The 26,668-nt window shown below is 42.4% G+C and carries 23 protein-coding genes; 11 read left to right on the forward strand and 12 right to left on the reverse strand.

What is annotated here, in order from left to right; translation table 11 throughout:
- Positions 1-288 precede the first annotated feature (288 nt).
- Complete coding sequence (locus N473_RS18510; RefSeq protein ID WP_039608797.1) at positions 289-627, reverse strand: hypothetical protein; 339 nt, start codon at positions 625-627, stop codon at positions 289-291.
- 579 nt (positions 628-1,206) lie between these two features.
- On the opposite strand from N473_RS18510, the gene N473_RS18515 reads away from it, so the two are divergent.
- Positions 1,207-2,124 carry a DMT family transporter gene (locus N473_RS18515; RefSeq protein WP_063369198.1) on the forward strand — a complete coding sequence of 306 codons (918 nt, stop codon included), beginning with the start codon at positions 1,207-1,209 and terminating at the stop codon, positions 2,122-2,124.
- Positions 2,125-2,135: 11 nt separating this feature from the next.
- Here the strand turns inward: N473_RS18515 and N473_RS18520 are convergent, their stop codons facing one another.
- From N473_RS18520 to N473_RS18555, 8 genes are all read right to left on the reverse strand, one after another.
- Positions 2,136-2,441 (reverse strand): DUF962 domain-containing protein, encoded by a 306-nt coding sequence (locus N473_RS18520; RefSeq protein ID WP_063369199.1) that lies wholly within the window; start codon positions 2,439-2,441, stop codon positions 2,136-2,138.
- Positions 2,442-2,505: 64 nt separating this feature from the next.
- Entirely contained in the window at positions 2,506-5,646 is a 3,141-nt protein-coding gene (locus N473_RS18525) for an efflux RND transporter permease subunit (protein WP_063369200.1), read from the reverse strand.
- Between the two features lie 10 nt (positions 5,647-5,656).
- On the reverse strand, positions 5,657-6,835 hold the full coding sequence (locus tag N473_RS18530) for an efflux RND transporter periplasmic adaptor subunit (RefSeq protein ID WP_081221259.1): 1,179 nt from the start codon (positions 6,833-6,835) through the stop codon (positions 5,657-5,659).
- A 262-nt stretch (positions 6,836-7,097) separates the two neighbouring features.
- Entirely contained in the window at positions 7,098-7,451 is a 354-nt protein-coding gene (locus tag N473_RS18535) for a hypothetical protein (RefSeq protein WP_155735661.1), read from the reverse strand.
- Positions 7,452-7,953: 502 nt separating this feature from the next.
- Positions 7,954-8,439, reverse strand: coding sequence for a GNAT family N-acetyltransferase (locus tag N473_RS18540; protein WP_196766430.1), 486 nt, complete (start codon positions 8,437-8,439; stop codon positions 7,954-7,956).
- A 12-nt stretch (positions 8,440-8,451) separates the two neighbouring features.
- Entirely contained in the window at positions 8,452-8,940 is a 489-nt protein-coding gene (locus N473_RS18545; RefSeq protein WP_063369203.1) for a GNAT family N-acetyltransferase, read from the reverse strand.
- A 154-nt stretch (positions 8,941-9,094) separates the two neighbouring features.
- On the reverse strand, positions 9,095-9,547 hold the full coding sequence (locus tag N473_RS18550) for a YaiI/YqxD family protein (protein WP_063369204.1): 453 nt from the start codon (positions 9,545-9,547) through the stop codon (positions 9,095-9,097).
- 81 nt (positions 9,548-9,628) lie between these two features.
- The gene (locus N473_RS18555) at positions 9,629-11,512 is read right to left on the reverse strand and encodes a methyl-accepting chemotaxis protein (protein ID WP_063369205.1); all 1,884 of its coding nucleotides are present in this window, start codon (positions 11,510-11,512) and stop codon (positions 9,629-9,631) included.
- An 84-nt stretch (positions 11,513-11,596) separates the two neighbouring features.
- Here N473_RS18555 and N473_RS18560 point away from each other — a divergent pair, with 84 nt between their 5' ends.
- Together N473_RS18560 and nfi are read left to right on the forward strand one after the other, a co-directional pair.
- Complete coding sequence (locus tag N473_RS18560; RefSeq protein WP_063369206.1) at positions 11,597-12,766, forward strand: porin; 1,170 nt, start codon at positions 11,597-11,599, stop codon at positions 12,764-12,766.
- 135 nt (positions 12,767-12,901) lie between these two features.
- Positions 12,902-13,573 (forward strand): deoxyribonuclease V, encoded by a 672-nt coding sequence (gene nfi, locus N473_RS18565; protein WP_063369207.1) that lies wholly within the window; start codon positions 12,902-12,904, stop codon positions 13,571-13,573.
- A gap of 19 nt (positions 13,574-13,592) precedes the next feature.
- Here nfi and N473_RS18570 read toward each other — a convergent pair whose 3' ends face one another.
- Positions 13,593-14,378: a helix-turn-helix transcriptional regulator gene (locus tag N473_RS18570; RefSeq protein ID WP_063369208.1), complete on the reverse strand. Its 786-nt coding sequence runs from the start codon at positions 14,376-14,378 to the stop codon at positions 13,593-13,595.
- 126 nt (positions 14,379-14,504) lie between these two features.
- Between N473_RS18570 and N473_RS18575 the strand changes: the two genes are divergently transcribed.
- The 3 genes from N473_RS18575 (at position 14,505) to N473_RS18585 (ending at position 19,796) form a co-directional block, all read left to right on the forward strand.
- Positions 14,505-14,909 carry a hypothetical protein gene (locus N473_RS18575; RefSeq protein ID WP_231099595.1) on the forward strand — a complete coding sequence of 135 codons (405 nt, stop codon included), beginning with the start codon at positions 14,505-14,507 and terminating at the stop codon, positions 14,907-14,909.
- A gap of 85 nt (positions 14,910-14,994) precedes the next feature.
- A complete protein-coding gene (locus N473_RS18580; protein ID WP_063369209.1) occupies positions 14,995-15,504 on the forward strand; it encodes a GNAT family N-acetyltransferase in 510 nt (169 codons plus the stop codon).
- 74 nt (positions 15,505-15,578) lie between these two features.
- Positions 15,579-19,796 carry a DEAD/DEAH box helicase gene (locus tag N473_RS18585; protein ID WP_063369210.1) on the forward strand — a complete coding sequence of 1,406 codons (4,218 nt, stop codon included), beginning with the start codon at positions 15,579-15,581 and terminating at the stop codon, positions 19,794-19,796.
- 56 nt (positions 19,797-19,852) lie between these two features.
- Here N473_RS18585 and N473_RS18590 read toward each other — a convergent pair whose 3' ends face one another.
- Positions 19,853-21,034 carry a hypothetical protein gene (locus N473_RS18590; protein ID WP_063369211.1) on the reverse strand — a complete coding sequence of 394 codons (1,182 nt, stop codon included), beginning with the start codon at positions 21,032-21,034 and terminating at the stop codon, positions 19,853-19,855.
- Positions 21,035-21,574: 540 nt separating this feature from the next.
- Entirely contained in the window at positions 21,575-22,756 is a 1,182-nt protein-coding gene (locus tag N473_RS18595) for a hypothetical protein (RefSeq protein ID WP_063369212.1), read from the reverse strand.
- 245 nt (positions 22,757-23,001) lie between these two features.
- Between N473_RS18595 and N473_RS18600 the strand changes: the two genes are divergently transcribed.
- The 5 genes from N473_RS18600 (at position 23,002) to N473_RS18620 (ending at position 26,620) form a co-directional block, all read left to right on the forward strand.
- Positions 23,002-23,706: an aspartate/glutamate racemase family protein gene (locus N473_RS18600; protein WP_063369213.1), complete on the forward strand. Its 705-nt coding sequence runs from the start codon at positions 23,002-23,004 to the stop codon at positions 23,704-23,706.
- Positions 23,703-24,344: an N-acetyltransferase gene (locus N473_RS18605; RefSeq protein ID WP_063369214.1), complete on the forward strand. Its 642-nt coding sequence runs from the start codon at positions 23,703-23,705 to the stop codon at positions 24,342-24,344. The genes N473_RS18600 and N473_RS18605 overlap by 4 nt, the downstream gene beginning before the upstream one ends.
- Before the next feature lie 114 nt (positions 24,345-24,458).
- Complete coding sequence (locus tag N473_RS18610) at positions 24,459-24,779, forward strand: hypothetical protein (protein WP_063369215.1); 321 nt, start codon at positions 24,459-24,461, stop codon at positions 24,777-24,779.
- Positions 24,769-25,017, forward strand: a complete 249-nt coding sequence (locus tag N473_RS18615; RefSeq protein WP_039608781.1) for a hypothetical protein — start codon at positions 24,769-24,771, stop codon at positions 25,015-25,017. The genes N473_RS18610 and N473_RS18615 overlap by 11 nt, the downstream gene beginning before the upstream one ends.
- A gap of 4 nt (positions 25,018-25,021) precedes the next feature.
- Positions 25,022-26,620: a PepSY-associated TM helix domain-containing protein gene (locus N473_RS18620; RefSeq protein ID WP_063369216.1), complete on the forward strand. Its 1,599-nt coding sequence runs from the start codon at positions 25,022-25,024 to the stop codon at positions 26,618-26,620.
- Positions 26,621-26,668 lie beyond the last annotated feature (48 nt).

A 26,668-nucleotide genomic window follows, 5' to 3' on the forward strand; every position in this document is an offset into this window, starting at 1 on the left:
TAGAAAATTTAATTTTTTAATTAACCTTTCAATTTAACTTTAACCTTCATTTTGGTTTGCGTTTTCTCTCGCAGCCCGCCGTGTCAGTGGGTGCGCATTATAGGTACTCTCATGATTTAATCAAGCACTTTTTATAAAAACTTTTATATCTGTGAACAAGGCAAGTTATAAAGGGTGTGCTTGTACAAACACATTGAACGCAGAAACACTCGCTCTTAACCTGGGTCTGCGCTCATTAATGAGACTAGTTACTGAAGGGATGCCATGAATATTCATATGCATTTAGCTCTATTGAGCTATCGCAGCATCATAAAAGTAACGCTTTCGTTTTAACTTTAAGTCACCGTTTGTTACGATTTCCATGGCCCCTTCATTATCTAAGGTGACATTGAAATCTGTTATACCTCTTTTTACATCTAACTGCATTTCAAGTTCCGCAGCAGACCAAGACTTACCAAACCCTACCTGTAAGCTTTCTAAATCCTCAACTTCTTCAGACAACCTATACGCTGATCCAGGGAATATTTGAGTTAAAGTTAAAGCAACTATCTGCTTATCTTGGCATAAGAAAGCAAACATTGGCGTATTTGTTTTATTGATAAATGTTACGGTAACTTTTGCAGCCATAGCGTTTCCCTCAAACTGAATAATCTATGTGCAACTATAGGGTGATTAAGATTAAATGCAATTACGGGGCATTACAGCTAGATTGTAAGCCTTGACTATTATCAATTACGTCGATTATTAATCACCAATATGTAAAGCCTAAATTAGGCTACAAAAAGGACCAATATTCATATTATTTTTGGTGAAATACATCTATTCAGTCTACACCTGCATTAGAGGTGTCCTCGCCTTTATTAGGTAACTTATTAATCATAACAAGTTCAAATAACACTTATCATCAGTAAATATACAACTATAATACGATAAAGCCGACCCACTATTCCTTCCTTCGATACTACTTTCCTTATTAATTTAAGCGTTCTAAAACTGACTTACTTATGACTTTCAACAATTAAAACAGGTATAATAAATACTCTAAACCAATACTAACTAGTACTAACACTTCTCTTTCATTGTCTTTTTCCGAATTCAATACACATATTAAGATGAAATTGTATTATCCTACTGCTTCTAATATGAGCTAAGTCTCAAAGCCTATAAGCTGCTTTGATTGCAATGTTGTTAATAAAGAGGGAAGTCATGTCAACGACGGTACTAAATCAATCATCAAAAGATACGACGGTTATCCTATCATTGATAAGTGCGATGCTTATTTGGGGCTCGAGCTGGATCTCTGGCAAAATCATTGCGGATATGGCTCCTGCAACACTGACAGTATTTTATCGCATTACACTGGCAACGCTCAGCATGCTGCCGATTTTACTATTGGTCTATAAAAGTAAACTGCAAAAACTATTTTTTTCTAGACAGGCTTTACTTTGGTCCATACCCGCTGGCATATTAATGGCCGCATACAATCAGTTATTTTTCCTAGGGCTATATGATGGTTTGCCCGGCAAAGGAGGTATGCTAGTAACCACAACCAACCCTATTTTTACCATTATTCTTAGTACGTTCATTTTTCGCTCTACGCTTTCTAATAAGCAACTTATCGGCTGTATATTAGGGTTTATTGGCGGGTTGTTTATGATAGAAATCTGGCTTTTCGACGCGGCGCAAATATTTGCCTCTGGAAATGCCTACTTTTTACTCGCCTCTTTAACTTGGGCATTTTTAACCCTCATTAGTAAGCAAGGTACTAAATTCGGGGATTTTCTTACATTTAGCGCTGCCATGTATTTTTGGGCAATGGTATTGAGCTATCTGTTTGCGTATGACCTATCGCCGTTGAGTAGTATTACAAATTACTCCGCTATTTATTGGTATCACATGCTATACCTATCCGTGATTGTCGTCAGTATCGCAACCAGTATCTTCTTTTTAGCGAATCAACAATTAGGGCCAAGTCGATCAAGCTCTTTCATCTTTATTGTGCCTGTAACAGCAATGGGTATGTCCATTTGGTATTTTGACGAGCAGCTAAGTTTGACTATGTTCATTGGAGGCGTTTTAGCCTTATGTGCAGTTTACTTGCTAAATAAACCAGCCAAAAATTAATCTCTCTTTGCTTAAATTGATATTTTTCGGGTGATGATATCTTTAAACATCACCCAATCAGCAAGCAAGCTGTACAGAGGATACCTAAAGGTGGCTGGTTTATTTCCCTCATATTTAAAATGCCCATACCATGCAAATCCATACCCCAAAAAAGGTAAAGCAATTGACAACCTCCAATACTGGGTCACAATCACCACCACCAGTAAAATAATAACCAGTGCTGAGCCAATAAAGTGCACTCTTCGGCATCGTTTATTTGAATGCTCTTTTAAATAAAAAGAGTAAAATGCTTGGAAAGTCTTAAATTCTTTCGACATATTGCCTCTCTAAAAGGTGTAAAGCCCGAACTTAGGCTTTACACCTCGAACAAAATTAACCGCGTTAGGTCTCTTTTAATAAACTTCGTTTTAAAAAGATAGGATAAAAACTGGGAATGACAAAAAGTGTCAACAAAGTTGAACTGATTAAACCACCGAATACAACCGTCGCGATTGGCTTTTGCAACTCCGCCCCTATACCTTGCGAAAACAACATGGGCAAAAGACCCAGAGCAGATGTTAGGGCAGTCATCAATACTGGACGCAGTCGAGCACTTGCCCCAAGTAAAATTGCTGTTTTTTCGTCAAACTGAGTGATGCTTTTATTGATACTTTCAACCATGACAACCCCATTCAAAATGGCAACGCCAAACAAAGTAATAAAACCTACCGAGCTTGCAACTGAAAGATAAAACCCAGAAACATATAGCGAAACAATGCCACCGACAATTGCAAATGGGATATTTACCAATATCAAAACTGTTTGGCGAACAGATCTAAATGCTAAAAAAAGCATGATGGCTATCAGTAGTATTGATACTGGTACTATCTTTAACAACCTTTGCTGAGCCCGTTGTTGATTTTCGAACTGCCCACCTACTTCAACAGAATAGCCGACTGGCAAAGCGACCCTACTGGCAATCTGTTGTCGAATGTCTTCGACCACACTTCCCATGTCTCTGTCCTGTACATTTGCTTGAATGACAATTCGCCTTTGTACATCATCCCGCCTAATTTGAGATGTCCCCGTCGTTATTTCAACCTGAGCGACATCGCCAAGCCTTACCCATTCGCCATTTGGCGCAACGAGCATTAGACCTGCTATTGCCTGTGCGTTGTTACGAAACGATTCATCAATGCGAGTATATATATCATATCGTTCATTGCCACTAACAACCTGACCACTGTGCTGTCCTCCAATACCATCATTGACCAATGACATTACATCAGCAACAGACAGGCCAAATCGAGAAAGCGATTGTCGGTCTGGTGTTACTAAAAGCTGAGCCTCACCGTTAGTTTGCTCAAGTGCAACATCAGTCGTCCCCTCAACGTCCTTAATTACTCGTTCTATCTCTGCGCCCTTTTGTGCCAAGATATGTAAATCAGGACCCATTACCTTTATTGCAAGTTGAGCTTTCACACCAGAGAGCAATTCATCAACGCGTGTCGCAATCGGTTGAGAAAAGTTAAGTTGTACTCCGGGAATGACTGATAACCTGTCTTTCATTAGTGCTTGCAATGTTTTTCGATTGTTCGCACTTTGCCACTGCTTAGTGGGCTTTAAGCCAATATAAATTTCTATGTTATTAACAGGCTCTGGATCTCCACCAATCTCTGCCCGCCCAATCCGGCTTAGCGCATATGTAACCTCTGGAAACTCCATTAAAATACGCTCAAATTTAGGCGCAATACCTAGTGCGGTTTCTAAGCTGGCTGAAGACGCCAAAGTCACACGTAGATTGATCGTTCCTTCCTCGAGCTCTGGTACAAACTCCGTTCCGAGCTTAGTTGCAATATAACTGCTCAACAGAACCAAGCTCATCAGGCCGAACACTATTATTTTCGGTTTGGCCATTACGTTCATCAAGCATATGCGATACATGCTTTCAAAGTGCGCTACCATATGGTTTTTTCTCGCTGAGAAGCCCCATCGATAGACAATGCATGCAAGCGCCGGAACACACATCAGAGCAACTACAATGGCAAACACTATCGCCAACATGATACTGGTCGCCATTGGCTCAAATAGCTTTGCTTCAACCCCTTCAAAACTAAACAAAGGTAAAAACACAATCAAAATGATAAGAGATGCAAAAAATATTGAACGTGCTACTTCCTTAGCTGCGCTAATGACAACCATAGAAACAGCTTCTTGCTGTGGTCGTGGCAAACTATCGCGCTCATTGAGCCTACGAACAATGTTATCAACCATCACGACAGAGCCATCCACGAGCATACCTATTGCAATTGCAAGCCCACCTAATGACATCAAGTTTGCAGACCCCCCCAGCCAAACCATAGCTATCAGCGCTAAGCCTATAGACAATGGAATCGAGAAAAGTACTAACAATGTTGCCCTGATATTCAACAAAAATAGTGTCAACACAATAGAAATAAAAATGAATGCAAGCCCCAGTGCTTTTGCCACTGTGTTTACGGCCTTATCAACGAGGTTTCCTTGATCGTAAAAGGGCACGATTTTTACCCCAACTGGCAAGGCGCGATCTAAACGACTTAGCCGCTCGTTAATTGCCTCTATGGTCTCTTTACTATTCGCACCAATACGTTTAAGTACAATTCCAGAAACGACTTCCCCCATCACTTCCACATGGCCTTCTTCATTACGCCGTGTCATAGTCACCGCACCTTGACGTATCTGCGCACCAATACGGACCTGCGCGACATCCCCAATACTGATCACTGTGCCATTTATAACTTTCACAGGCACTTGCGAAATTTGCTCAATACCCTCGCTACCATGTGTAAACCACCCAGTTCCTCTGACAACGAGCTGTTCTTGGCCCCTTTGCATATACCAGCCACCCGCATTGATATTATTTTCTTCCAATGCCATTTGAATATCTGACTGTCTAAGCTCATAGGCTAATAATTTCTGAGGGTTTAGATTCACTTGGTACTGCTGTACTTCGCCGCCAAAAGACAATATATCAGTGACACCATCTACTGGCATGAGCATCATTTTAACTACCCAATCATTTAAGCTTCTTAGTGCCATAATGTCATAATCTGAATTAGGCTCAGACACCAATAAATACTGAAAAATTTGGCCAAGCCCCGAGGTATTCGGTCCAATTTCAGGCGTTCCCATACCATTGGGAATAACCTCTTTGGCTTGCTGTAAGCGTTCAAACACCAACTGCCTAGCAAAATAAATATCTACCCCCTCTTTAAACGCAACCGTTATCCCTGATAAGCCGGTTTTCGAGATAGAGCGCACTTCTTCAACATCAGGTAATGCATACATCACGGCTTCAATTGGAAATGTGATCAATTGCTCAACCTCTTCTGCTGCAAGGCCTGGTGCTTCAGTGTTGATAACAACTTGCGTATTAGTCACATCTGGAAAAGCATCTAAAGATAGCTTTTTTATTGTCGCTCCCCCTATCACTATTAGCGCCCAAATACACACCACGATTAAAAATCGATTTTTTACCGACCACACTATCATTCGATTTAACATATGCACTTCCTTAATGATTGTGTGGATCAAAGTTATTTTTCGCTAGTTCTGAGGCAATGAAGAATGCCCCTTTTACGGCCACTTTGCTGTTATTTGGCAAACCATAAACAACCTGCTGATCTCCAACTTGGGCACCCAATCTGACTGGTATTGCAGTGAATGAAGTATTATTTTGCTCTACAAATACGACCCAATTTTGTGTTTGATCTCTTACTACCGCAGACTCTGGAACTAGCATCGCATGGTCTTTTGACCTAGTAATAAGATTCACGCCAACAAACATACCCGAGTGCAATACATCCTGTTTATTATCTACCGATAAACGAATGACTTTCATACGCGTTTTTTTATCAATTGTATGCGTTTGTTGGATAACCTCAGCAGCGTATTTTTTCTTGCCAAACACAACCAGCGCTCGGTCAATAGTGTGTGGCTCAATGTCTGCTTGAACCGGTAACTTAGCCTCTACCCAAAGCGTGCTTTCATCTGCTAACCTCATCAGCGCATACCCAGCTTCAACGCGCTGCCCTTGCGAAAAGTCATCTTCAAGCACTACACCTGCTTGGTGGGCGATCAATGTATATTCACCCAAAGTGTTACTGGCCAAGCCATGTAACTTTTGAATGGCTGACTTGCTCAGTCCCAATGCGATAAGCTGTCCGTATGCCGCATGAAAACGCGTCTTTTCCGCCAGCTTTTCACTTTCACTGACCGTATCACCTGACAATTGAGCGATTCGTTGCCATTCACTACGTGCTAACCTATATTCAGCCTGCGCACTGGCTACTTCTTGACTGAACAAGGTCACCAACTTTTGCCCTTTCGATACCTTTTCACCTAAAGTAACGTAACGACTTACAACCACTGAATCTGTTCTGGGAGACACAATATAACTGGTATACCCATTTGCTTTAACTTCCGCAGGTGCATAATGGCTCTGCTGGTAACGCGTTTTTTTGATTTCTGCAACCTCAATCCCCACGATTCGACGCTGAGTCTCATCAAGCACAGCGTATTCAGTATCATGTTGATGATTCTCTTCCTTATTTGGGTGTTCACCTGTCTGTTTAAACTGGTTACTGATTTGATGTGCGTGTTCATGGCCTGCTGATAATGCAAAAGTTGAAAAACTATACAAGTAGATAAACGTTACGGCAGCTAAAACACACTCTTTATTTATGAAATTCATTCACTAAACCTCTATTTATCCCCAACACATCAATTCAACTTTGCGTTGGGCGATAATAATCACGCACCAGCTCTATGAACGCTTGCTAAGCAGGCATACTGATGCTGATGACATAACGCAAAAACTGATTGCGTCAAAACGATGCTCGTCCTTATGTATATATGCCTCGGTCTTTTGCAAGATATACTCTAGGTAAGCGTTTGATTTAATAGCTCATTAAATAACGCTCGAATTCAGCTCTATTTAATGAGAAAAAGAGAATTTAAGAATAGATTGGAGGTTTGTATTTCGATTCAGCTCGTCTTCGGATACGCGTATCAGGTGTACTGATCACAACATGTGAAGGCATCAATGTGACCTCTTCTTGCCAGTATCGACTTAACCAAGAGGTATGACTACCAGAGCAATGACCACAGTGGTGGCAATCCTGAATCGCGTGACCATGCTCATCGAGCTCTACTATATTGGTCACTTGCAGATCGAATTGATGAGAATGTGTAGACTGAAGGTGTTTTATATCTACCAAATGTACATCGGATAGAGATGTTACAAGAGACACTGACTGCAATGCAATCACTGCCACCAGCATCAAATAAGCCCATATCCGAGTGTTCAAATCTAGCACCTTAGCATGATAAATTAGCCGTCAATATAATCATTGGCCGAATTAAAGTCAATCTAGTTAAGACCAAAAACAACTCTAAATCATTGTTATGTAATAACATTATTGATTTTAATTGTAATTAACCGGACAATAATGACTGTTCATTGTGGTTGTTCAAAGTGCGTTGTATCACAGTGGCCCTTGATAAGACTTGGCTTTTAAACGTTAAAGACTTTGTAATGATCCCACATGTAACTCCAACTTATGGCCCATCAGGATCAAGAATATAAGGTGACTCAACTTGCTCTATATCCAGAGCAATGTAGGTGTACTCAACTTTTAACGCTTAAAGGGCTATGTACTTGCCACACAAATATGAACATAACTACAAATTACCCAATGATATATAAGCACTACTTTGCCAACGAACGTGGGTTCAAGCCCCCAACTAACAATAGAGTTCAATCAACAAAAGCAGATCTGATACTGGCAAAGTAATATGATTTACCCGTTATCATGCAGACAAACCCAGTGATTTTTTCATCACAAGCACATGATAGCCAGTCGAGTGTGTCTCAAACATTGGTTCAAAGCCCAATTGACGATATAAGCCGCCATTCAATTGCTCTGTTTGCAAGTAGAGTGTTTTTATCTGCGCTAATTTCGCTTGCGATATCATATAAGACATCAGCCTTTTACCAATCTGCATGCCTCTCATTTGTGCGTCTACATACACACCGCCAACCCAATGTTCATATTGTGGGTAGTCATCCATTTCTCGAATTTTTAGTTCCGCAGCCGCAACCAACTGATTACCCATCATCGCGATAACAACTTTTGGTAACGCGTCTCGACTTAATGAATTTCGTAGTTTTTCGGTTATCTGCGCTAATGTGTAGCGACCACTTTGCTCGCACCACTGCACGTAATACCAATGAGCGACTGTCGGTAGGTATTCAGGTTTATCTGCTAAATAATAAAACACTAATTCCTTGTTCAAGATTCACTCCTTCTATTTTTTCTCCAACCACTTATACATAATGTAACTATCAACAAACCCCAACTGAGGGTGACGATAAGCGTTCGGAATAGTACCGATGATCTCATACCCCAACTTTTTCCAAAGCGAAACCGCAATTTCATTACTCGAAACAACTGAGTTAAATTGCATTGCCTTAAATCCAAGTGCCAAAGCTTGCAGCTGAGAGTGCTCACATAATTTTCTTGCCAACCCTTTACCACGCGCTTGCGGTGAAACCATATAACCACAATTACAAATATGGTCGCTTGGTCCCATAGCATTTGCTTTAATGTAATACGTGCCCAAGACTTGTTTATCTTCAACATACACAAACACTTTTAATGGCTGCGTACACCAAATTTGATAAGCTTCTTCTTGCGACATATTAGGGTCATATGCGTAAGTTTCTTGCTGTAATATAATCTCTTTAAACACAGGCCAAAACGCCACAAAGTCTTGCCGTGTCATCTCTCTTATCATGTTTCTCTCCCTCGATAGACTGTGTACCCTTTGTTGGATGAACAATTAAACGTTACAAAAAATGAACTGAAGATCAATACACTTAATTGGCATTTATGCGGGTGAATGGCTAAGAAAAGTAAGCCTGCATCATCAGCAGGCTAAAAAGTGAGCTTTACTGTGTCTTGTGCTGCTGTAACCACCTATCTAAACAGTTTGCAAACTGCTGTTTTTCACTTTGGCTCAAAGGCGGTGGCCCACCAGTTTGCACGCCACTACTTCTCATCGTATCCATAAAGTCACGTATATTTAAACGCGAACGGATGTTTTCAGTGGTATACATTTCACCTCGGGTGCTCAGTGCAAGTCCACCCTTTTCAATAACTTCAGCAGCAAGAGGGATATCACTGGTGATCACCAAGTCACCTGCGTTCATACGCTTTACAATTTCGTTGTCCGCAACATCAAAACCCGCACTCACCTGCAACTTGCAAATATATGGAGACGGTGGTGTTTTCAAATATTGATTTGCCACCAAAGTGACTGTCACCTGAGTACGTACTGCTGCTCGAAACAAAATCTCTCGAATTACGACAGGGCACGCGTCTGCATCTACCCATATGGCCATGATTTGCTCCTACAATCACTGACTATTTCAATTGAGCAAAATCATACGTGCTTTTGGCGCAGCTGAAAACAGCTCACCATACTATAAGGTAAATTTAGACAATAGTACCTCTTGCTCATGTGATTGCTCAGCCAGCTCTTGGCTCGCTTCGTATTGCTGACTAGAGAAATTATCAACCTCAACGCTAATATCATTGATATTCGCAGTGTTTTTGTTGATCTCTTCAATGACAACACTTTGCTCTTCAATCGCTGTCGCAATTTGAATGTTGCGATCCATGATATCTTTAACCGACTCAGAAATTTCATTCAGCATTTGCGTCGCATGCTCTGTTTGCTCTACACATAACAAGGTCTTGTCTCGACTTGCCCCCATGGCATTTTGCACCTGATTTGACGATACCTGTATTTGTTCAATCATACTTTTAATTTCTGTTGTCGACTCTTGGGTTTTGGTGGCAAGCGAACGCACTTCATCGGCCACAACTGCAAACCCTCTGCCCTGCTCACCAGCTCTAGCAGCTTCAATCGCCGCGTTAAGCGCAAGTAAGTTTGTTTGCTCAGCAATCCCATTTATGACCGATAGAATGTTTTCGATACTATGGCTGTATTCAGCAAGTTGCGTACTCATCGCATGAGACTCATTTATTTCCTCAGATAACGCTGAAATCTCTTTTTTCGTTTCTAAAAATACTTGCTGCCCATCTCGAGTTTTGTCGTTCACTGTTGTAATAGAGCTGGCTGCATTTTGTGCACTGCCCGCTATCTCACCGGAGGTCGTACTCATTTCATGCATGGCAGTTGCTAAACTTTCCACGAGCCCAACCTGCTCTTGCAAACGAGAGCTTGACTGCGTTGCCAATTCCCGGGCTGCTTGACTACTAGAGACCACCATATCTGTACCCTGCTTTACTTGTGAGACGAGCTGATGGAGTGACCCTAAAAATATATTAAACTGCTGCGCTACCTTACCGCATTCATCATCATTTTTAATGGTTAAACGCTGAGTCAAATCACCACTACCCGAGGCGATGTTGGTAATGGCAGCTTCTAACTCTTTGAGTGGTTTTAAAAGGTGTATAGCGAGCGTTCTGATTGTTAATGACCCTAACACAACGGCAATGACCGCCAAAACAATCGTATTCAATGTCATCTTATTGAGCACTTGATAGACTTTGTCTTTATCAAGCATCACAGCCAAATACCATGCATTACCATACTGATCATCCAGTGGGTAGTAATACATGATTTTGTCTTCACCACCGACCTGCGCTTCAATCACTGTTTTTGACTGAGCCAGTGATAGGTTAGGCGAAATGTCACGTAACGTTTTGCCATTTAAATCCTTTTGCTGATGCGAAATAATTTCGCCTTGCTTATCCACTAAGAATGCAAATCCAGTTTCATCAAAATCAACCGCATTGATACTGTTTGCAATGGTCGTCAGGCTCAGGTCTCCACCGATCACCCCTTTAAACTGGCCTTGATAATTAATTGGGGACACGACCGAAAGTAATAGTTCACCCGTTGCGGCATCCACATAAGGGCTGGTAAATACCGTTTTGCCTTTTTGTTTTGCCAATGAATACCAAGGGCGCTGGCGAAAGTCCACGCCAGGTGGATTCTGACGATTTGGATTGTTCGACCTAAGCCCTGTCTCCGTATCCACAGTACCAAACGCCAGCAAGAATGAGGTGCTAAAATAAGGTGTGTTTAACGCTTGCTGAAAATTTTCGACACTAAAATCTACATCTAGCTGTGTCTTCACTAAATGTACCTGTGAGGCTTTTTTCGACAGCCAGTTATTAATGCTGATCGCCAGCAACTGAGTTGTGTCTCCCACATACGCAGCTGTTTTTTGCTTCATTGAATCATTGATAAACCAGTAAGTAGAGCCGCTGAATACAATAATGATGATAAACACCACCAGCGCAGAAGCGACTGAAAACTTGGTTCTAATCTTCATAGTTACTCGCCAGAAAAAAAATCAGTCAACATCGCAAAGTGTTGTCTATAATTCGCTTTATCGCAACTAATTGGTTTAAAGACTATGAAAACAGCGAGCCGTTCTTTATTTGCTCTTTTGCTATCAACGTCATTTGCATATCCAGTGATTGCAAACGATAACCGTCCCGTCACCATGGATGACATTAAGGCACTTGAAGCCCAGCTTGCGGAACTCAAACGACGATTTACAGCGCAGCACCCAGAACCTGAAAAACCAGCAGACACCAGACAACCCACCGCCACTGCCAAGGCAGCACCAAAGCCTGTACCTAAAGTGGCAGAAAAACCTGTAACGCATAAAGTCGATGTCTATGCGACCATGCGCCCAACCTATGGACGCATCGAAGACAATGGGGAAGATACATACGATGTGCGTGACGCATTATCCCACGCAGGGATCAAGGCCACCCACAGATTTAATGATGACTGGGCCGCAGAACTGCACGGTGAGTGGAGTATAGACATTCAAAATACAGGCGAGTTTGGCCGTTCTCGTCGCGCCTACACCGCCCTTGTTACCCCTGTCGGGCGCTTTGGCATTGGTAAACAGCGGCCAGCGCAGTATTTGTTTATTGCCGAATACGTCGATATTTTTAATCATGCTAACAGCCCTTACGCCTATGATAACGAAAGTCTATTTTTCGTTGACAACTTGTTGAGTTACCGTCTTGACAGTGGCCCTATTACTTTCGTAGCTGTTGCACAGTACGATGGAGCAAATAACGAAAACTATGCAGACTTGTTCAATGCTGGTGTCAGCTATGACAAAGATGGATTGCATGCAGCAATCACCTACCAAATGAACGATGTCTACGACCAGCAAGTCAGGCAAGGGGAAAACTCCATCTGGGCAGGTTCTTTAGCCTATGATTTTACAGACCGTTTTTACGCTGCAGTTGCCTATCAAGATAAAACGTATGAAAGAAACAACATCGCAGACAGAGATGGCTCAACGCTTGATCTCTCCTTTGCATATAAACTGACAAAATTTTATAAGCTAAAAGCGGGCTTTTTCGATTTTGACGACGGCTACAGCGATAGTGACCCAGCCAATCAAAGCTACGATGGTTACAACGTCACTTTAGAATGGATGCCAACGCCACCGCTGCGCGTACACCTTGAATACCTCACCAAGTCATATACAAACGACCAAGATTTTGAATCTTTGTCAGTTGGCTTCAGATATGACTTTAGAACCTCGATAAATTACTAGAACCCAAAGAGCCTCTGTCACTAACGATACAGAGGTTCTTTTATCCATTCATAGGTAAGAAAACTCACATAAACTATTGATAATCATATTTTACCCCCCATCATAATCAAATCATCAATACCAATATAAATCATTATGATCCAATACGACGCCCCTACAACACAAGAAGACGCATTGCAAATTCAAATATCTTTAGCCAATACCGTCATTATGACTGATCAATTCAATAAGATTGATACAATCGCAGGCGTGGATGTTGCCTATGATGAAGACAATAACCAAGTGGTTGGCGCAGTGGTACTATTAGATGCAAAAACACTGCAAGTTATCGAGTCATGTAGTGTAGTAGAGACCATCAGTTTTCCTTACATTCCAGGATTATTTTCTTTTCGAGAAATCCCCCCTTTAATCAATGCCATAAAAAAACTTTCGATGATGCCAGATTTAATTGTCTGTGATGGACAAGGCATCGCACACCCTAAGCGTTTTGGTATGGCAAGCCACCTAGGTGTGCTGCTTAATATACCCACTATTGGCTGTGGTAAAACCAAACTGATCGGTGAATATGAAATGCCTGGCTCATGTAAGGGGAGCGTGTCTGATTTGATGCATGATGAGACCCTTATTGGCAAAGTGCTGCGCACGCAAAAAGATATCAAACCAGTTTTTGTCTCGGTGGGGCATAAAATAAGTATTGAAACGGCTGTGCAATGGATTGAAAAGCTCACCCCCAAATATCGCTTGCCTGAAACGACACGACAAGCGGATCAACTGGTCAATCGCAGCTTAAAAGCACTGAAAGCCTAAATATCAACAAATTAGCACACTAGAGTTTTTGACTTTTTCGCCATGCCGCAGGCGTTTGGCCAATATATTTTTTAAATTGACGAATAAAGTGGGTGGTATCACTCCACCCGAGTGTTTCTGCTAATTGACTTATAGGCTGCGAAGTATGCAGCAATTGCGTACACGCCTGCGATAAGCGCTTTTGTGTGATCCATTGACCAACCGTATGCCCGGTTTCTTGTTTAAATAGTTGAGCAAGATAGGGAGGCGTCACATGAACCGCCTCACTTACTTCATTGAGTCCAATAGATCGCAAATAGTTGGTTTGTATGAACGCGAGCGCCCTTTCAACTTTCTCATTATACTGAGGCGAATTTGCGCCACACGAGACAGCCAGACTGAGTTCACTCAACAACAAAACAACAAAGCTGCGCTGCACTTCAAGGCTCAACTTTTGTTGCTGAGCGGCAATCAGCTCGTAAAATAGAGTTGTAATGAAGGCATGCCGATCCAAGCTCGCAGTTTTCACTGGCAACACACCTTTTTTAACCAACTCAAAAGGCGCCAGTAACTCACTGTCGGCTAAACCCAAGCAATCAGGACAAAAACTCAGCCATAAGACCTGCAGGTTTTCACCTGTTAACAGCGTATGAGGAACTCCCGGCGGCACAATATTAAACGAACCTGGCTTAACGTGATAAGGCAGACGATGGGCAATGGTCATTTCACCAGATACGATAAAAGTCAGTACGCATTGGGCATGTGAATCATGCTTTTGCTCTGTTAGCGTTTCAAAAAACGCCTCGCCAACGGCCAATGCATGCATACTGTTACTCCACTTTTTGAAAAGCTTAAAAAAAGCCGATTTTTACTAAATTGTATCAATTATCGTCCAATAAATTTAGCTCTAGAATAGCCCACATATTAAAACACGCATATTTAGAGGTATATTATGGTTGACTCTCCAATGACAATAAACTTTTCCATTGCTTTGATGGGACTGACATTACATATTCTGATCTGGGAAAAGCTGCCTGATTGGGGAACGTGGTTTAACACGCTCGTCGATAAACTCCCTAAACCACTTGCATACCTTTATGAAGCATGGCATTGCCCATACTGTTTTGGTTTTTGGGTCTCCTTAGCGCTGCATGCGCTCACTCAGCAAGCAACCTTACCCGTGCTGCAAAATATGCCTGAATTTTTAGGGGTAACAGCAATACCTATAGCCTGGTTTTTGGATGCATTGGTAACCGCCCTTTTCATTTACGTAGGCAGCCTACTATTAAAAGCCTTCGCAGGTCCGGCACTCACAGGTCACCAAAAAATGATGGCGTTTAAGCAATCTCAACAATAAGTGCATTAAAGTCAGAAAGTAACTAACCTTTATTAATAAACCAAGCTTGCGGCACTGATACTGCCGCTTTTGGGGAGCTAACCAGATGTCCTCTTTATTCACTACGCAAAGACTCTCTGTGTATCATTGCCAATCTTTATTATCAAAGCCAAATCATGCTCAGCAAATTACGCACATACTCACCCCAGCTGTCACTGCATTTTTACCTAAAGAGTGGCAATCACCGCCGCTAGATGAGCATTCAGTGCAATGGCTCAATGACAAGCTCAAAGAAGCTGATGTATTCATAGCGATGAGCAGTGAAACCGCACTCATAGACCGCTCTCTACCAATTGGATTATCCATAGTCCACCGCTCTGGTGACACAGCACACATAGGGTACTTAATCGCTGAACAGGCTTGGGGACAGGGATTTGGCAGCGAGCTTTTATCTGGGCTAATGACTTATTTAGCACACACCACCAGCATTAAAACCGTAATTGCTGGAGTAGACCCACATAATAAAAGCTCTGTTCGCGCACTTGAGAAGTGTGACTTTCATCTCGATACGACAGCAAAAGACGGGCAAAATGCCTTTTATATCTATCACTTTTAGTCCCTCATAAAGCTTGTGACATTGACGACCATTTGGTACTTTCCCTGCGTCAGTCTGTACGCTTAGGAATACTCTTGCACTCACTTAATCGCCCACTCACTCTCACAACAGATACCAATGCCATCATAGAGCGACTCTATCAAGACTATTTAGCACTTGATGAAGACTACCAAACACTGGTGCAAGTGCTTGCAGTGGTTTTTAGGTCGGCGTCTACCATAAAAATAAAGCAAATATTAAAGCGTTTAACAGAGCAAAAAGTCATCGCACAAGGTAGGCCTGTTTCTGCACTTAGCTCAGAACTGACAACCCTATTAGAAGCAAAGCAGCTGGCTATTGTTGAGCACCTCAATGTACGGATAAACCCACTTATCGCTAACCTTGTAACTCAGCATGCACAAAAGCTTGGGCGATTGTTACCAATATTAAAATATGCAGAAGAGTTTATCCCAGTGCTCAATGCCTACGAGTGGGAGCGAGACCCAGAAGATGAAAATCGTCTCACTCGCGACTTTTTGTTACTTGGCCAGCTACCTAAAGCAAAAGCACGATTGGCTTTTCACAAAAACCCGCAAATAGTAAACACACAAAATAACAGTGCATTGGTGCAGTTTGTTTTTTTCCCATTCCAACTGGATACGTTTGCTGAGTTACCAGAAGAGATGCAATACCAAGCATTTGCCACATTACTCACCAACCAAAGGCAATTTGGTATCAATAACCATGTTGCGCTTAAGCTGCTTATTCAAGCGCAAAAGCACTGCCCAAATAATAGAAACCTGCGCTTTTTACTCAGTGAAACTTTGCTACTCGATAACCAAATAGGCCAAGCACAACAATTAATAAAGTCTAACGATATAACCAGTTATGCACTGCAGCTTAAAGCTAGCTTTTTACTGCTCAACAACCAAAGCGATCATGCATGTCAGCAATTTAATAGTGCATTTCAAGCACAGCAAAAATATTCCAAGAAAAAAGCGCCTTATTTAGACGGTGTTTTTGGCTGGCTCCACCTCATAGCCCTTTTGGCGTCAACATCAAGTAACAATGATCATACACAGCAAGCCATGTCCCTTGCGAGTAACCAACTATCTGATAAAAAAGGGAATAAATCGAATTACTATATTGGCCAATTATTTGAATGCTTGAGTGAATCTTTATTGACTGCGGCCCCCTTTATTAGCCAGTTTGTAGAGCATGAACGGGACTTGCAAAATCGTCCTTTGGATTATTACGCATGTCAGCTCTTGTCACTGTTGGCGATGCACTGGTGTAAGCAATCGCTCAATGAACAACATCTAGAAAGACTGCAAGCATGTCGCGCTTTTTTTAGTAACGCGACATTGGGCTTATTTACCGGTATGGCCGATCAGTTATACACCGCTGTGGCGAATGAACATAAAGAGAGTGGGCTGAGTCTTAACTTCGCAACACTGATTAAACAGCAGTCTGAATGGGATCTCGCCCTAGATAGATTGCTCGCGCTTGCGCCAAAAGAAGCCATATCAGATGACGCTGACTCAACAGCCAGTGAACGCTTGATTTGGCTACTTGATATCGCCAATGGTAAAGCTTCGTTTCAAGCAAAAGTGCAAAAACGCCAACCTAATGGTTGGAGCAAAGGCAAAGCCATGCCGCTTGAAACGCTGTATCAAAATCAGCAAGACTTGACCTATTTAACGACATCAGATTTGGCCGTTATCGATGCCATGTCCATCGACAAACATTGGCAAGACACCACCTATCATCTCAATAGCGTTGAAGCGCTCCGTGCTGCAGCACTGGCACCCAATGTATTTACTGCCAACGATTTGAACGAGCCTCTGGACATCATCGAGTCTCCAGCACAACTCGCCATCACGACATGTGGGGAGCAACTGCTGCTTAGCTTGACTGATTTACCCAATGATTTTGCAAAGTACTCAACGGTCTATGCCATAAAGCCCATTACATCGCATCAATATGCATTTACTTACTTTGATAAGCAACATCTGAAAATTGCGCACATCATTGGTGAAAATGGCTTACTTATACCAAAACAAGCCAAGCCAAAATTGATTGCCAGCATCGCAGCCATTGCGCCGCTACTGAATATCGCCTCTCAAGTGAGTGACATAGAGATCGGGTTAGAAACGGTTGAGCCACAAGCTCATCTCATCATCAACGTGAGTCCTTATCAACAAGGGTTAGAATTTCACTGCCTGAGTATGCCGTTTGGCGATTTAGGGCCCGCATTCCACCCAGGTGTTGGCAATGCGAGTATCAGTGCTGAAATTGAAGGCAAACGGATCGCTACGAAACGCAACTTGGCCCAAGAACAAGAACTGCTCGACAGCTTAGATGCCCATTGCCCTGCCTTTTTAGCCATGGCTGATAACCGCTTGTGCATTGCTGATTTACAAGATGCACTTTGTGCCCTTGAACAGTTAGAACTAGGCTTACAAAGCTCGCCGCCCTTACAGGTTAAAATTCGTTGGCCCAAAGGGAAAAAAATCAATTTATCGAAACCTTTGGAATCACAACATTTGCAGCTGGCCATTTCTAAGAAAAACCAATGGTTTGACTTAAATGGCGAGCTAAAAATTAATGATCAACAAGTCATCGAACTTAAAGAACTACTAAAACTGGTTCAGCAAAGCCATGGCCGATTTATCGAGCTCAGTGGGCAGCAGGTCGTGGCACTGTCTCACGCCTTGCATGAAAAGTTAATACAGCTCAATCAAAGCACTGAGCAAGGTCGCTTTCACCCGCTTGCCAGCCCCATTGTCTCTGAAGCTGTTACAGGTATGCGCATGAAAACCCTGCCAGCTTGGGAAGAGCAATCACAAAAAATGCATCAGGCCAATACGCTTAAAGTAACCCCACCAGCTGACTTAAACGCAACACTGCGCGATTATCAGCACACGGGTTTTGACTGGGCCATGCGCCTGGCACATTGGGGAGCAGGTGCGTGTCTTGCCGATGACATGGGCCTTGGTAAAACACTACAATCTCTGGCTGTGCTACTCGCAAGGGCAAAAGAAGGGCCAAGCTTAATCATCGCGCCGACTTCGGTATGCTTTAATTGGCAGCAAGAAGCAACGAAATTTGCCCCCACACTCAGATTAAAGTTGCTGTCACACTATGGTGCCGGTGACGCCCGAGCAGCATTGCTTGCACAACTCAAAACACAGGATGTCGTGATCATCAGTTACGGCTTATTGGTGCGCGACCTTGAACTGCTCAAAAGTATTAATTGGTCTTGTATCGTGGCAGATGAAGCACAAGCCATCAAAAACCCGCTGTCACAGCGCGCCAAAGCAGCCTGTGCACTCAAAGGGCAGTTTAAAATGATCACCACAGGCACGCCTATTGAGAATAACTTGGTAGAATTATGGTCATTATTTCGTTTTGTTAACCCTGGGCTATTGGGTAATCTAAAGCGTTTCTCTGAACGATTCATTCAACCCATAGAGAGCAAAGAAGACAAACCGATTGCAGCGCGCTATGCACAGCAAAACTTAAAAACCTTGTTGCAACCGTTCATTTTAAGACGCATGAAACATCAAGTACTGACGGAGCTGCCACCACGTACCGAAATCAATGTCCCGATCCAGCTTAGCGATGAAGAGCACACCCTTTACGAGGCACTGCGTCAAAACGCCATTGCCAATATCGCACAGGCCAATGAACAACAAGATGCAGGATCTCAACACTTGGCGATGCTTGCTGAGCTGACCAAACTGCGCCAAGTCTGCTGCAACCCCAATTTGGTGGCTCCAGAGCTAGGCTTGGGAAGTGCCAAATTAAACAAATTAGATGAGCTATTACAAGAGTTAAGAGAAAATGGTCACAAGGCTCTGATATTCAGTCAGTTTGTCGGCCATTTACAGCTGTTAGAGCAACATTTAAAAACACGAGGTGTGAATTATCAATACTTAGATGGTTCAACGCCTGCGGCGCAGCGCCAAACACGTGTTAATGCATTTCAGCGCGGTGAAGGTGAGGTATTCTTAATTAGTCTCAAAGCCGGCGGCTCGGGGCTTAACCTCACGGCCGCGGATTATGTGATCCACATGGACCCTTGGTGGAATCCAGCGGTTGAAGCACAGGCATCAGATAGAGCACATCGTATTGGACAATCTCGACCTGTAACCATTTATCGCTTGATTGCACAGCAAACCATAGAAGAAAAGATCATTGCCATGCATGAGCAAAAGCGCGACTTAGCCCAGCAGCTATTGAGCGGCCAAGATACGACTTACACACTCTCAGTAAGAGAAGTCCTAGAACTACTGAAAGATACCCTCTAAGGCCCTTTCTGTCTGCGCTTTGATAGAGCAGGCTGTTGCCTGCTCTTATCTAAAACTTATGGAAAAGTTACTATTAACGGGCCTAGCTTTAAAGTATCATGAATTGACAAATATACCCCTGCCATCGCAATGGCTCGGGTTTTCGTTTGTGCATGGTACTGCGCTTCGGTATACCCACTCCTAAGTGCATCTTGAAGGCTACCCAAAGGATTTTTTTGCACGGCAAAGTTATACAACAAATGCGTATTGTAATCACGGGCATACGTTTTAGTACTTAGAAACTCGCCATGCTCTATGGGAATATCCCATGCGATTGTCGATTGGACTTCCCCTGTTTCCGCATCCACACTATGACTCAGCGTGATAAACTGTGACAAAAAGGCTTTACTATTAGGGTGCAATGCGCCTAACTGGAATGGCTCAGAAACCGACCCATGCCATATGCCAAAATCTGTCGCCATCACCTTCATATCCAGTGTGATGTCTTCCTTATAAAGAATAGATGATACATACCCATCTAAGGTAAATTGGCCTTTAAAAGGCACCGCAATACCATGTATTACCAAAGGGTCATCAGCGAATTTGGGGTGTCTATGTTGGGAATAGTCACAAAATTGATGATTGCTGTTGAGGCAATAAATTACCCCCTCCATGGGCGGCCCTGGCACCAAGTTACTAGGGTGTGCGATATTTAATTGATAAGGTAAGGTCGTTTCAGAGCGATGATTAACGAGCGCTAATAACGCTTGTTTATCATAAGCAACTGCGCGGAAGCGCTCTTCATCTTCACCATTCGCATGGTGATAACTAAATAGCAATATTTCTACTTCACCCTCAGGGTTTAACCTCGTGGGTACAGCTGAAAGATCAATATCTATTGCCCATGCGAGATTCTTTTCATCTTCAGATCCCCAGATTTCGCCACACAGCAGGGGGAAATCTCCCGAATATACCTCAACAAAGGCATATGCAAGGTCGTCTTGACCCGCAAAGCGAGCAGTCAGGTTTTTCCCACCCGCGCTTTCGGTGACGTCAAATCCCAAAAATCTTACCCCTGCTTTTTCAGTAGGCTGAAATGGATCTGTATTAGCTGACATAGTGTCATGCCGAAACTGATTTAACTCAGGCTGCATCTGCGCACTGGGTCCGCACATATTTCTTACCGGTATCTCTCTTGATTGTCCAAATGAAGCAAAGCAAAACGCATAGAGTAACACAATACCCTGTATATATTTCATGTTCAGATCCTTGTAAGTATTACGATTAAATATATCTGCGCAGTTTTCAATCTGCGTTTATATAGCCTATCGTCTTGATTAAAATAAAACTCCTACAATTCACATAAAGCAAACATTTAATTTAATACTATTCTACGTAATCACCTTTAAGTCATTGGTGATATATAAAAATTTGCGTAGCGTGCTTGGGCGTAAATATACAGATAATCACCCGCCTCATAGACTTCATATACTAATAGGTACCATACCCACCTCTTATAATTTGGAGGAGAGAATATTAATAAAAGAGGCAAAATAGGGGCACTATAAATGAGCGATGTAAGCACCGAGAGAAAATAAGCACAACACCGTGATATTCAGTCAGTTTGTTGCCCATTGACAGCTGCATGAACACAAACGCGATTTAGCCCACCCACTACTGAGTGCCCAAAATACACCTTACACACTCTCGGAAAAAACAAAGCTAACACTTCTGAAGACATCTAAGACCTTTTGGCGCACTTTGCGAGAAGCAGGCTTTTGCCTGCTCTCATTGATAAGTTATGGGAATGTCACCGTTAATGGAGTAAGTTTTAGAGCACCGTCTAATGAATCATATATCCCTGTCATCGCAATACTGCTCGTTTTGGTTTGTGTATGATACTGCACTTCGGTAAACCCATTATTCAATGCATCTTGTAAGCTACCTAATGGATTTCTTTGTACTGCAAAGTTATACAAAAGGTAAGTATTGTAGTCTCGGGCATAAGTGCTATGGCTTAGAAATTCACCATGCGCTATTGGGATATCCCATGCAATAGTCGACTTCATGTTGCCCGAGTCTGCGTCTACGCTATGGCTTAGCGTCATAAATTGTGACAAAAAGGCTTTACTATTTGGGTGTAATGCACCTAACTGAAGTGGCTCAGAAACACCGCGATTCCATAGGCCAATATCTGTTGCCATTACCTTCATATCTGAGGTGATGTCTTCTTTATAAAGGATAGATGAAACATAGCCATCTAAAGTCAATTGGCCTTTAAATGGCAGCGCAATACCAATTGTATTCCATCGAGCATCATCACCCCTTGGATGCTCATAAATAGAGTAATCACAATTGAAAAAGCGGCTATTGAGACAATATACAATGTGGTTTAGACCACGCTGTGTCTCTAAGTCACTTGGGTGTGCGATAGTTAATTGATAAGGCAAAGTAGTGTCAGTGTGATGATTAACTAGCTCTATTAATGCTTGTTTATCATACGTTATTTCACTGATACGCTCTTCCTCTACACCATTAACGTTATGAAGGCTGGCCATCCATATTTCGAGTTCGCCCTCCTGATTTAATATCGCCGGTACCTCAGAAAGCGGCATATTGATGGCCCATGCAAAATTGTTCTGACGTGCTGAACGAAAAACAGAACCACACATTAGGGGATGATTACCTGAAAACACGTCAACATATGCAAGAGTAAGTCCATCACCACCTGCAAACCGAGCCGTCAGATTTTTCTCACTTCCATTTTCAGTGATATCAAAGCCCAAAAACCTGATACCCGCTTTTTCACTGGGTTGCGTTTGACCTGTATTGACTGACATATTTTCATGCCAAAACTTGTTTAGCTGAGGCTGGGCCACAGCACTGGGTCCGCACTCATTTTCTACTTGCGTCACGCGTGATTGCCCAAATGCCGAAAAGCACAGAGAGAGGGCTAACAAAGCACCCTGTATATATTTCATGTTAAGCTCCTTGTAAATATTACGAACAAATATATCTGCGCAGTTATCACCCTACGCTGTTATAGCCTATCGTTTTAATTAAAACAAAACATCTATTTTTCACATAAAATATACATAAAAGTTAATACTATTCTATTAAACGCCCTTCAACTTGATAATGAGGTGTAATATTTACGTAATGGACTTGGATGGAGATGTATAGATAATCGCCAATAATAATATTTATACACGGTAAAATTGTGATTATGCATACCATAGGTATCATCGGCGGCGTTGGGCCCAGTGCAAGTGCCCAGTTTTATTTAAGCTTACAACAACATAATAATCGCTTGGCGCATAGACCTCATATATTACTCGATAGCCTGCCCGTCCCTTACAGCTTGGAAGCAACAGCCTTAACCAAAGGCGCAAAACTTGATCCCTATCGACCACTTCTAATTAAGTCGGCCAAAGAACTCGCCAAAGGTGGGGCAGATTTAATTACTTTACCGTGCAATACACTGACCTGCTTTGTTGCAGATATTCAATCGCATGTCTCCATCCCTGTGCTAAACATCATTGAACTTGCCGTGAATTCTCTTGCTCGTAATAAGATAAAAAAAGTGGGATTACTCGCGACCTCACAAACCATAAAGCAAAGCTTATATTTAAACACCCTAAATGAACATGGTATAGCAATTGAGCTGCCAACCTCATTTGAACAAAGACAGATTGATCAATTCATCCTGTCTCAAGTATCCAATGCACACGCGTTAGGCTCTGAGTACACATCTAACAGGCTACTTGGTATTGCCGAGCGCCTTATTTCCCAGGGTGCCGAACTCATTATTCTCGGTTGCACAGATCTGCCGCCATTGGCAAAAATTCCAACTATAGACCCTATCACATTGTTAGCTCAAGAGAGCTTACGATTAATCTCACAACCCAAAAAGACCACTTTCCACTTATGACCAAAAGACAAAAGCTTATCAAAAAAATGACCAGTAAAGTTGCTCACCTTGAGTACAAAGCGTTTAGTGTTGAGTCTATTGGGGGTGCTGATGTATTGGCTGATTATCTTCATCAAGCCTACTGTACAAAAGACGCAGTTGTGCAATTGGGGTATGTTTGTCCACACTGTAAAGGCAACCAATTCAGTGTAGACACAGGGACATACCACAACAAAACACGCTGCCCTACTTGTGATACTTCATTGGTGTCATTTTGGAGCCCCTCTCGTACCCAACACTACTTTTCATCTAAGCAAAATAGCTTAGGCTATCTTGCATTTGACCAAGGAAAACTCATTGGCCTCATTTGGGGATTTCCCAGAACATTACCAAGTGATACCAAACCCGGCTTATATGCAGATATGATAATTATCAATAAGGAATTACATAAAACCAAGCTCGGTATGGGTTTAATATTCAAGCTAACTGAGTATTTTTTGAGTGGTGCAAAAGCGCAAGGTTACTGTCATATGATTGGCAGAACACAGATCATCAATGCACCGCTTGTCAGCACATTTAAACTTATGGGTGGAACGGAAGTCGGCCCAGATCCCAGCGACCCAAAAACAAGAACACTGTGGTCTTTTTCACTCATTTAATACATTTTTGCATGCTGCTTTGGCTTAGGTTGTAAGATCTTCATACTTTTATTGTTGAAATTTGATTCACTTATTGAAACAATAAACAACAAAATAACAATGATTTTTATTTACATGAGCTTTCTCGCTATTATCCCCATATGGGCAGCCTCTCTACTGCTGTACCTATCTAGCCCAAAACAGCGCTTAATGGACAAGCCGCTGAATAAATCCGTTGGCTACCTGATTGCCTTAGCCTTGTACGTGATTGCAAACGCACTTTTTGCGCACACTTTCCCACTTGTATCAGCACTTTTAGCGAGCGTTGTGGTACTCATGTTAGGGCTGGTGTCTGTGACAATTTTATCAGGTAAGTCCAAGCGTCTGTTTATGTCTGTATCGATGTTACTCGTTGTACTTTGTACAACAGTTGGGGGGACGCTTTATGTGGCCTAAAACTATTCTAGGTTTTTTTGCAGGATTATGTATTTCAATTTCGTTGGCCCTTAATACCAACTTAATTTTACCCTTTGCTGAAGATACACGCTTGCTCATCGGACTCATTTTAGGCTTCCCTATTTGGGCTGGAGTTATGGTTTGGGTGTACGCATTTGACACTGCAATTAAAGCCGCCAAGCACATGTTTTTAGTGCTGCTCCCTTCTGCACTCCTTAACGTTATTTTACTGGTATAACACGATGAAAAACCAAACTTTAAAGACACTCACCAATGCACACGCTTGGATTGGTCTCATCATTTCATTTGTTTTGTTTATCGTATTTATTGCCGGTTCAATCAGCCTGTTTAGAGCGAACATCGACACTTGGGAAAAAGTAGCCTTGATAGGTGAGCATGCACCACATGGCAAGCAGGTCTCCTATGATACCGTCTTAGCTAAGCTCGATGAGCAATACCAAGTAGATACGCACCATGGCTTCTATTTATATGAGCCATCAGAGCGAAACCCATTCGTTCAGGTCTACTTTGCCGTTGAGCTTGATGAGCCTCATCCAGAAACTGGTGAAGATCACCAAGATATGTACTTATTGCTCGATCCCATGACAGGTGATGTGATTGCCGACGCCAATGACTTTCAATACGCCAATTTTGTATACCATTTACACTATGATTTAGGCCTTGGGCGCATTGGCTTATACTTTGTCGGTATTATTACTCTGTTCTTTTTTGTCGCCCTGCTCAGCGGTGTAGTGATCCATTGGCGTAAATTGTTTAAAAACTTTTATCAATACCGCTTTGGCGCAAACAAAGATAAATGGCTTGATGCCCATAACCTAATTGGCACCATGGGCTTACCATTTCATATCATGTACGCATTCACAGGCCTAGTATTCAATCTTGTGATCATCTATCAAATCTCATACGCATTAATTTTGTATCAAGGCAGCCAAGAAAAAGTACTACAGGCTGCAGGATTTAATGAGCCTCATATTGAAGAAGCTGATAAACGTATGCCAATGCAGGGGATTGATGCGCTGTACCCGAGAGCCATGGAAGCAATGGGTGATGCCAAGCTTAGACTGATGATGATAGAGCACTTCGGAGATGAAAATGCGGTGTTGGTATTTATGGGTAAGAGTAATGATGAGTTCTCTAACGAAGTGGATGTACGCTATACCCTCAAAGATCAGCAGCAAATTTATATCACCACAGACAACTACGACAACAACTTGCGTGGGGGTCTTGCAACGATTGCCAGCTTGCATTTTGGCGACTTTGCCGGTTATGGGATGCGGGTTGCCTTTTTTATTCTAGGACTGGCAACCGCTTATGTGATTGTTACTGGTAATCTCATGTGGATCAGCAAACGCGCCAAACAAAAAAAGCAAAGCGAACGCAGCCTTACTTTCGTTACTCGTTTAACCTCAGGGGCATTTATCGGGTGTATGATTGCACTGGCCTTAGGTGCTGTTGCAGCAAAAGTTATCCCACTTGATCTAGCCGGGCGTATGACCAGTATTCAAGCAATTGTGTATATCAGCTTTTTCATCAGTATCGTCGCGTCGCTGTTAATCAAGCAGCAACCCATGTTTTGTCACTACACGTTAAAATTATCAGGGCTGTTGTATGCCTTGGCTGCACTGCTCAATATACCAAATTACCTGCAATTTGGTGATGTGTTGTCAAATATGGTGTTGGTAGATCTTGTTATCGTCGATGTGATGTTAATCTCGATTGCCAGCTTATGTTGGTATAGCGCGTTGAAGTTTGCGAAGCAAACTGAACAGGTGCAACAAGATATTAGCCAGACTGACGCTGAGTTAAGTACAGCACCATAACCACGACCTACGCAAGTTAAAAAACCCAGTTTAAAAGCTGGGCTTTTT

Source organism: Pseudoalteromonas luteoviolacea CPMOR-1, from assembly GCF_001625685.1.
Classification (GTDB): Bacteria; Pseudomonadota; Gammaproteobacteria; order Enterobacterales; family Alteromonadaceae; genus Pseudoalteromonas; species Pseudoalteromonas luteoviolacea_K.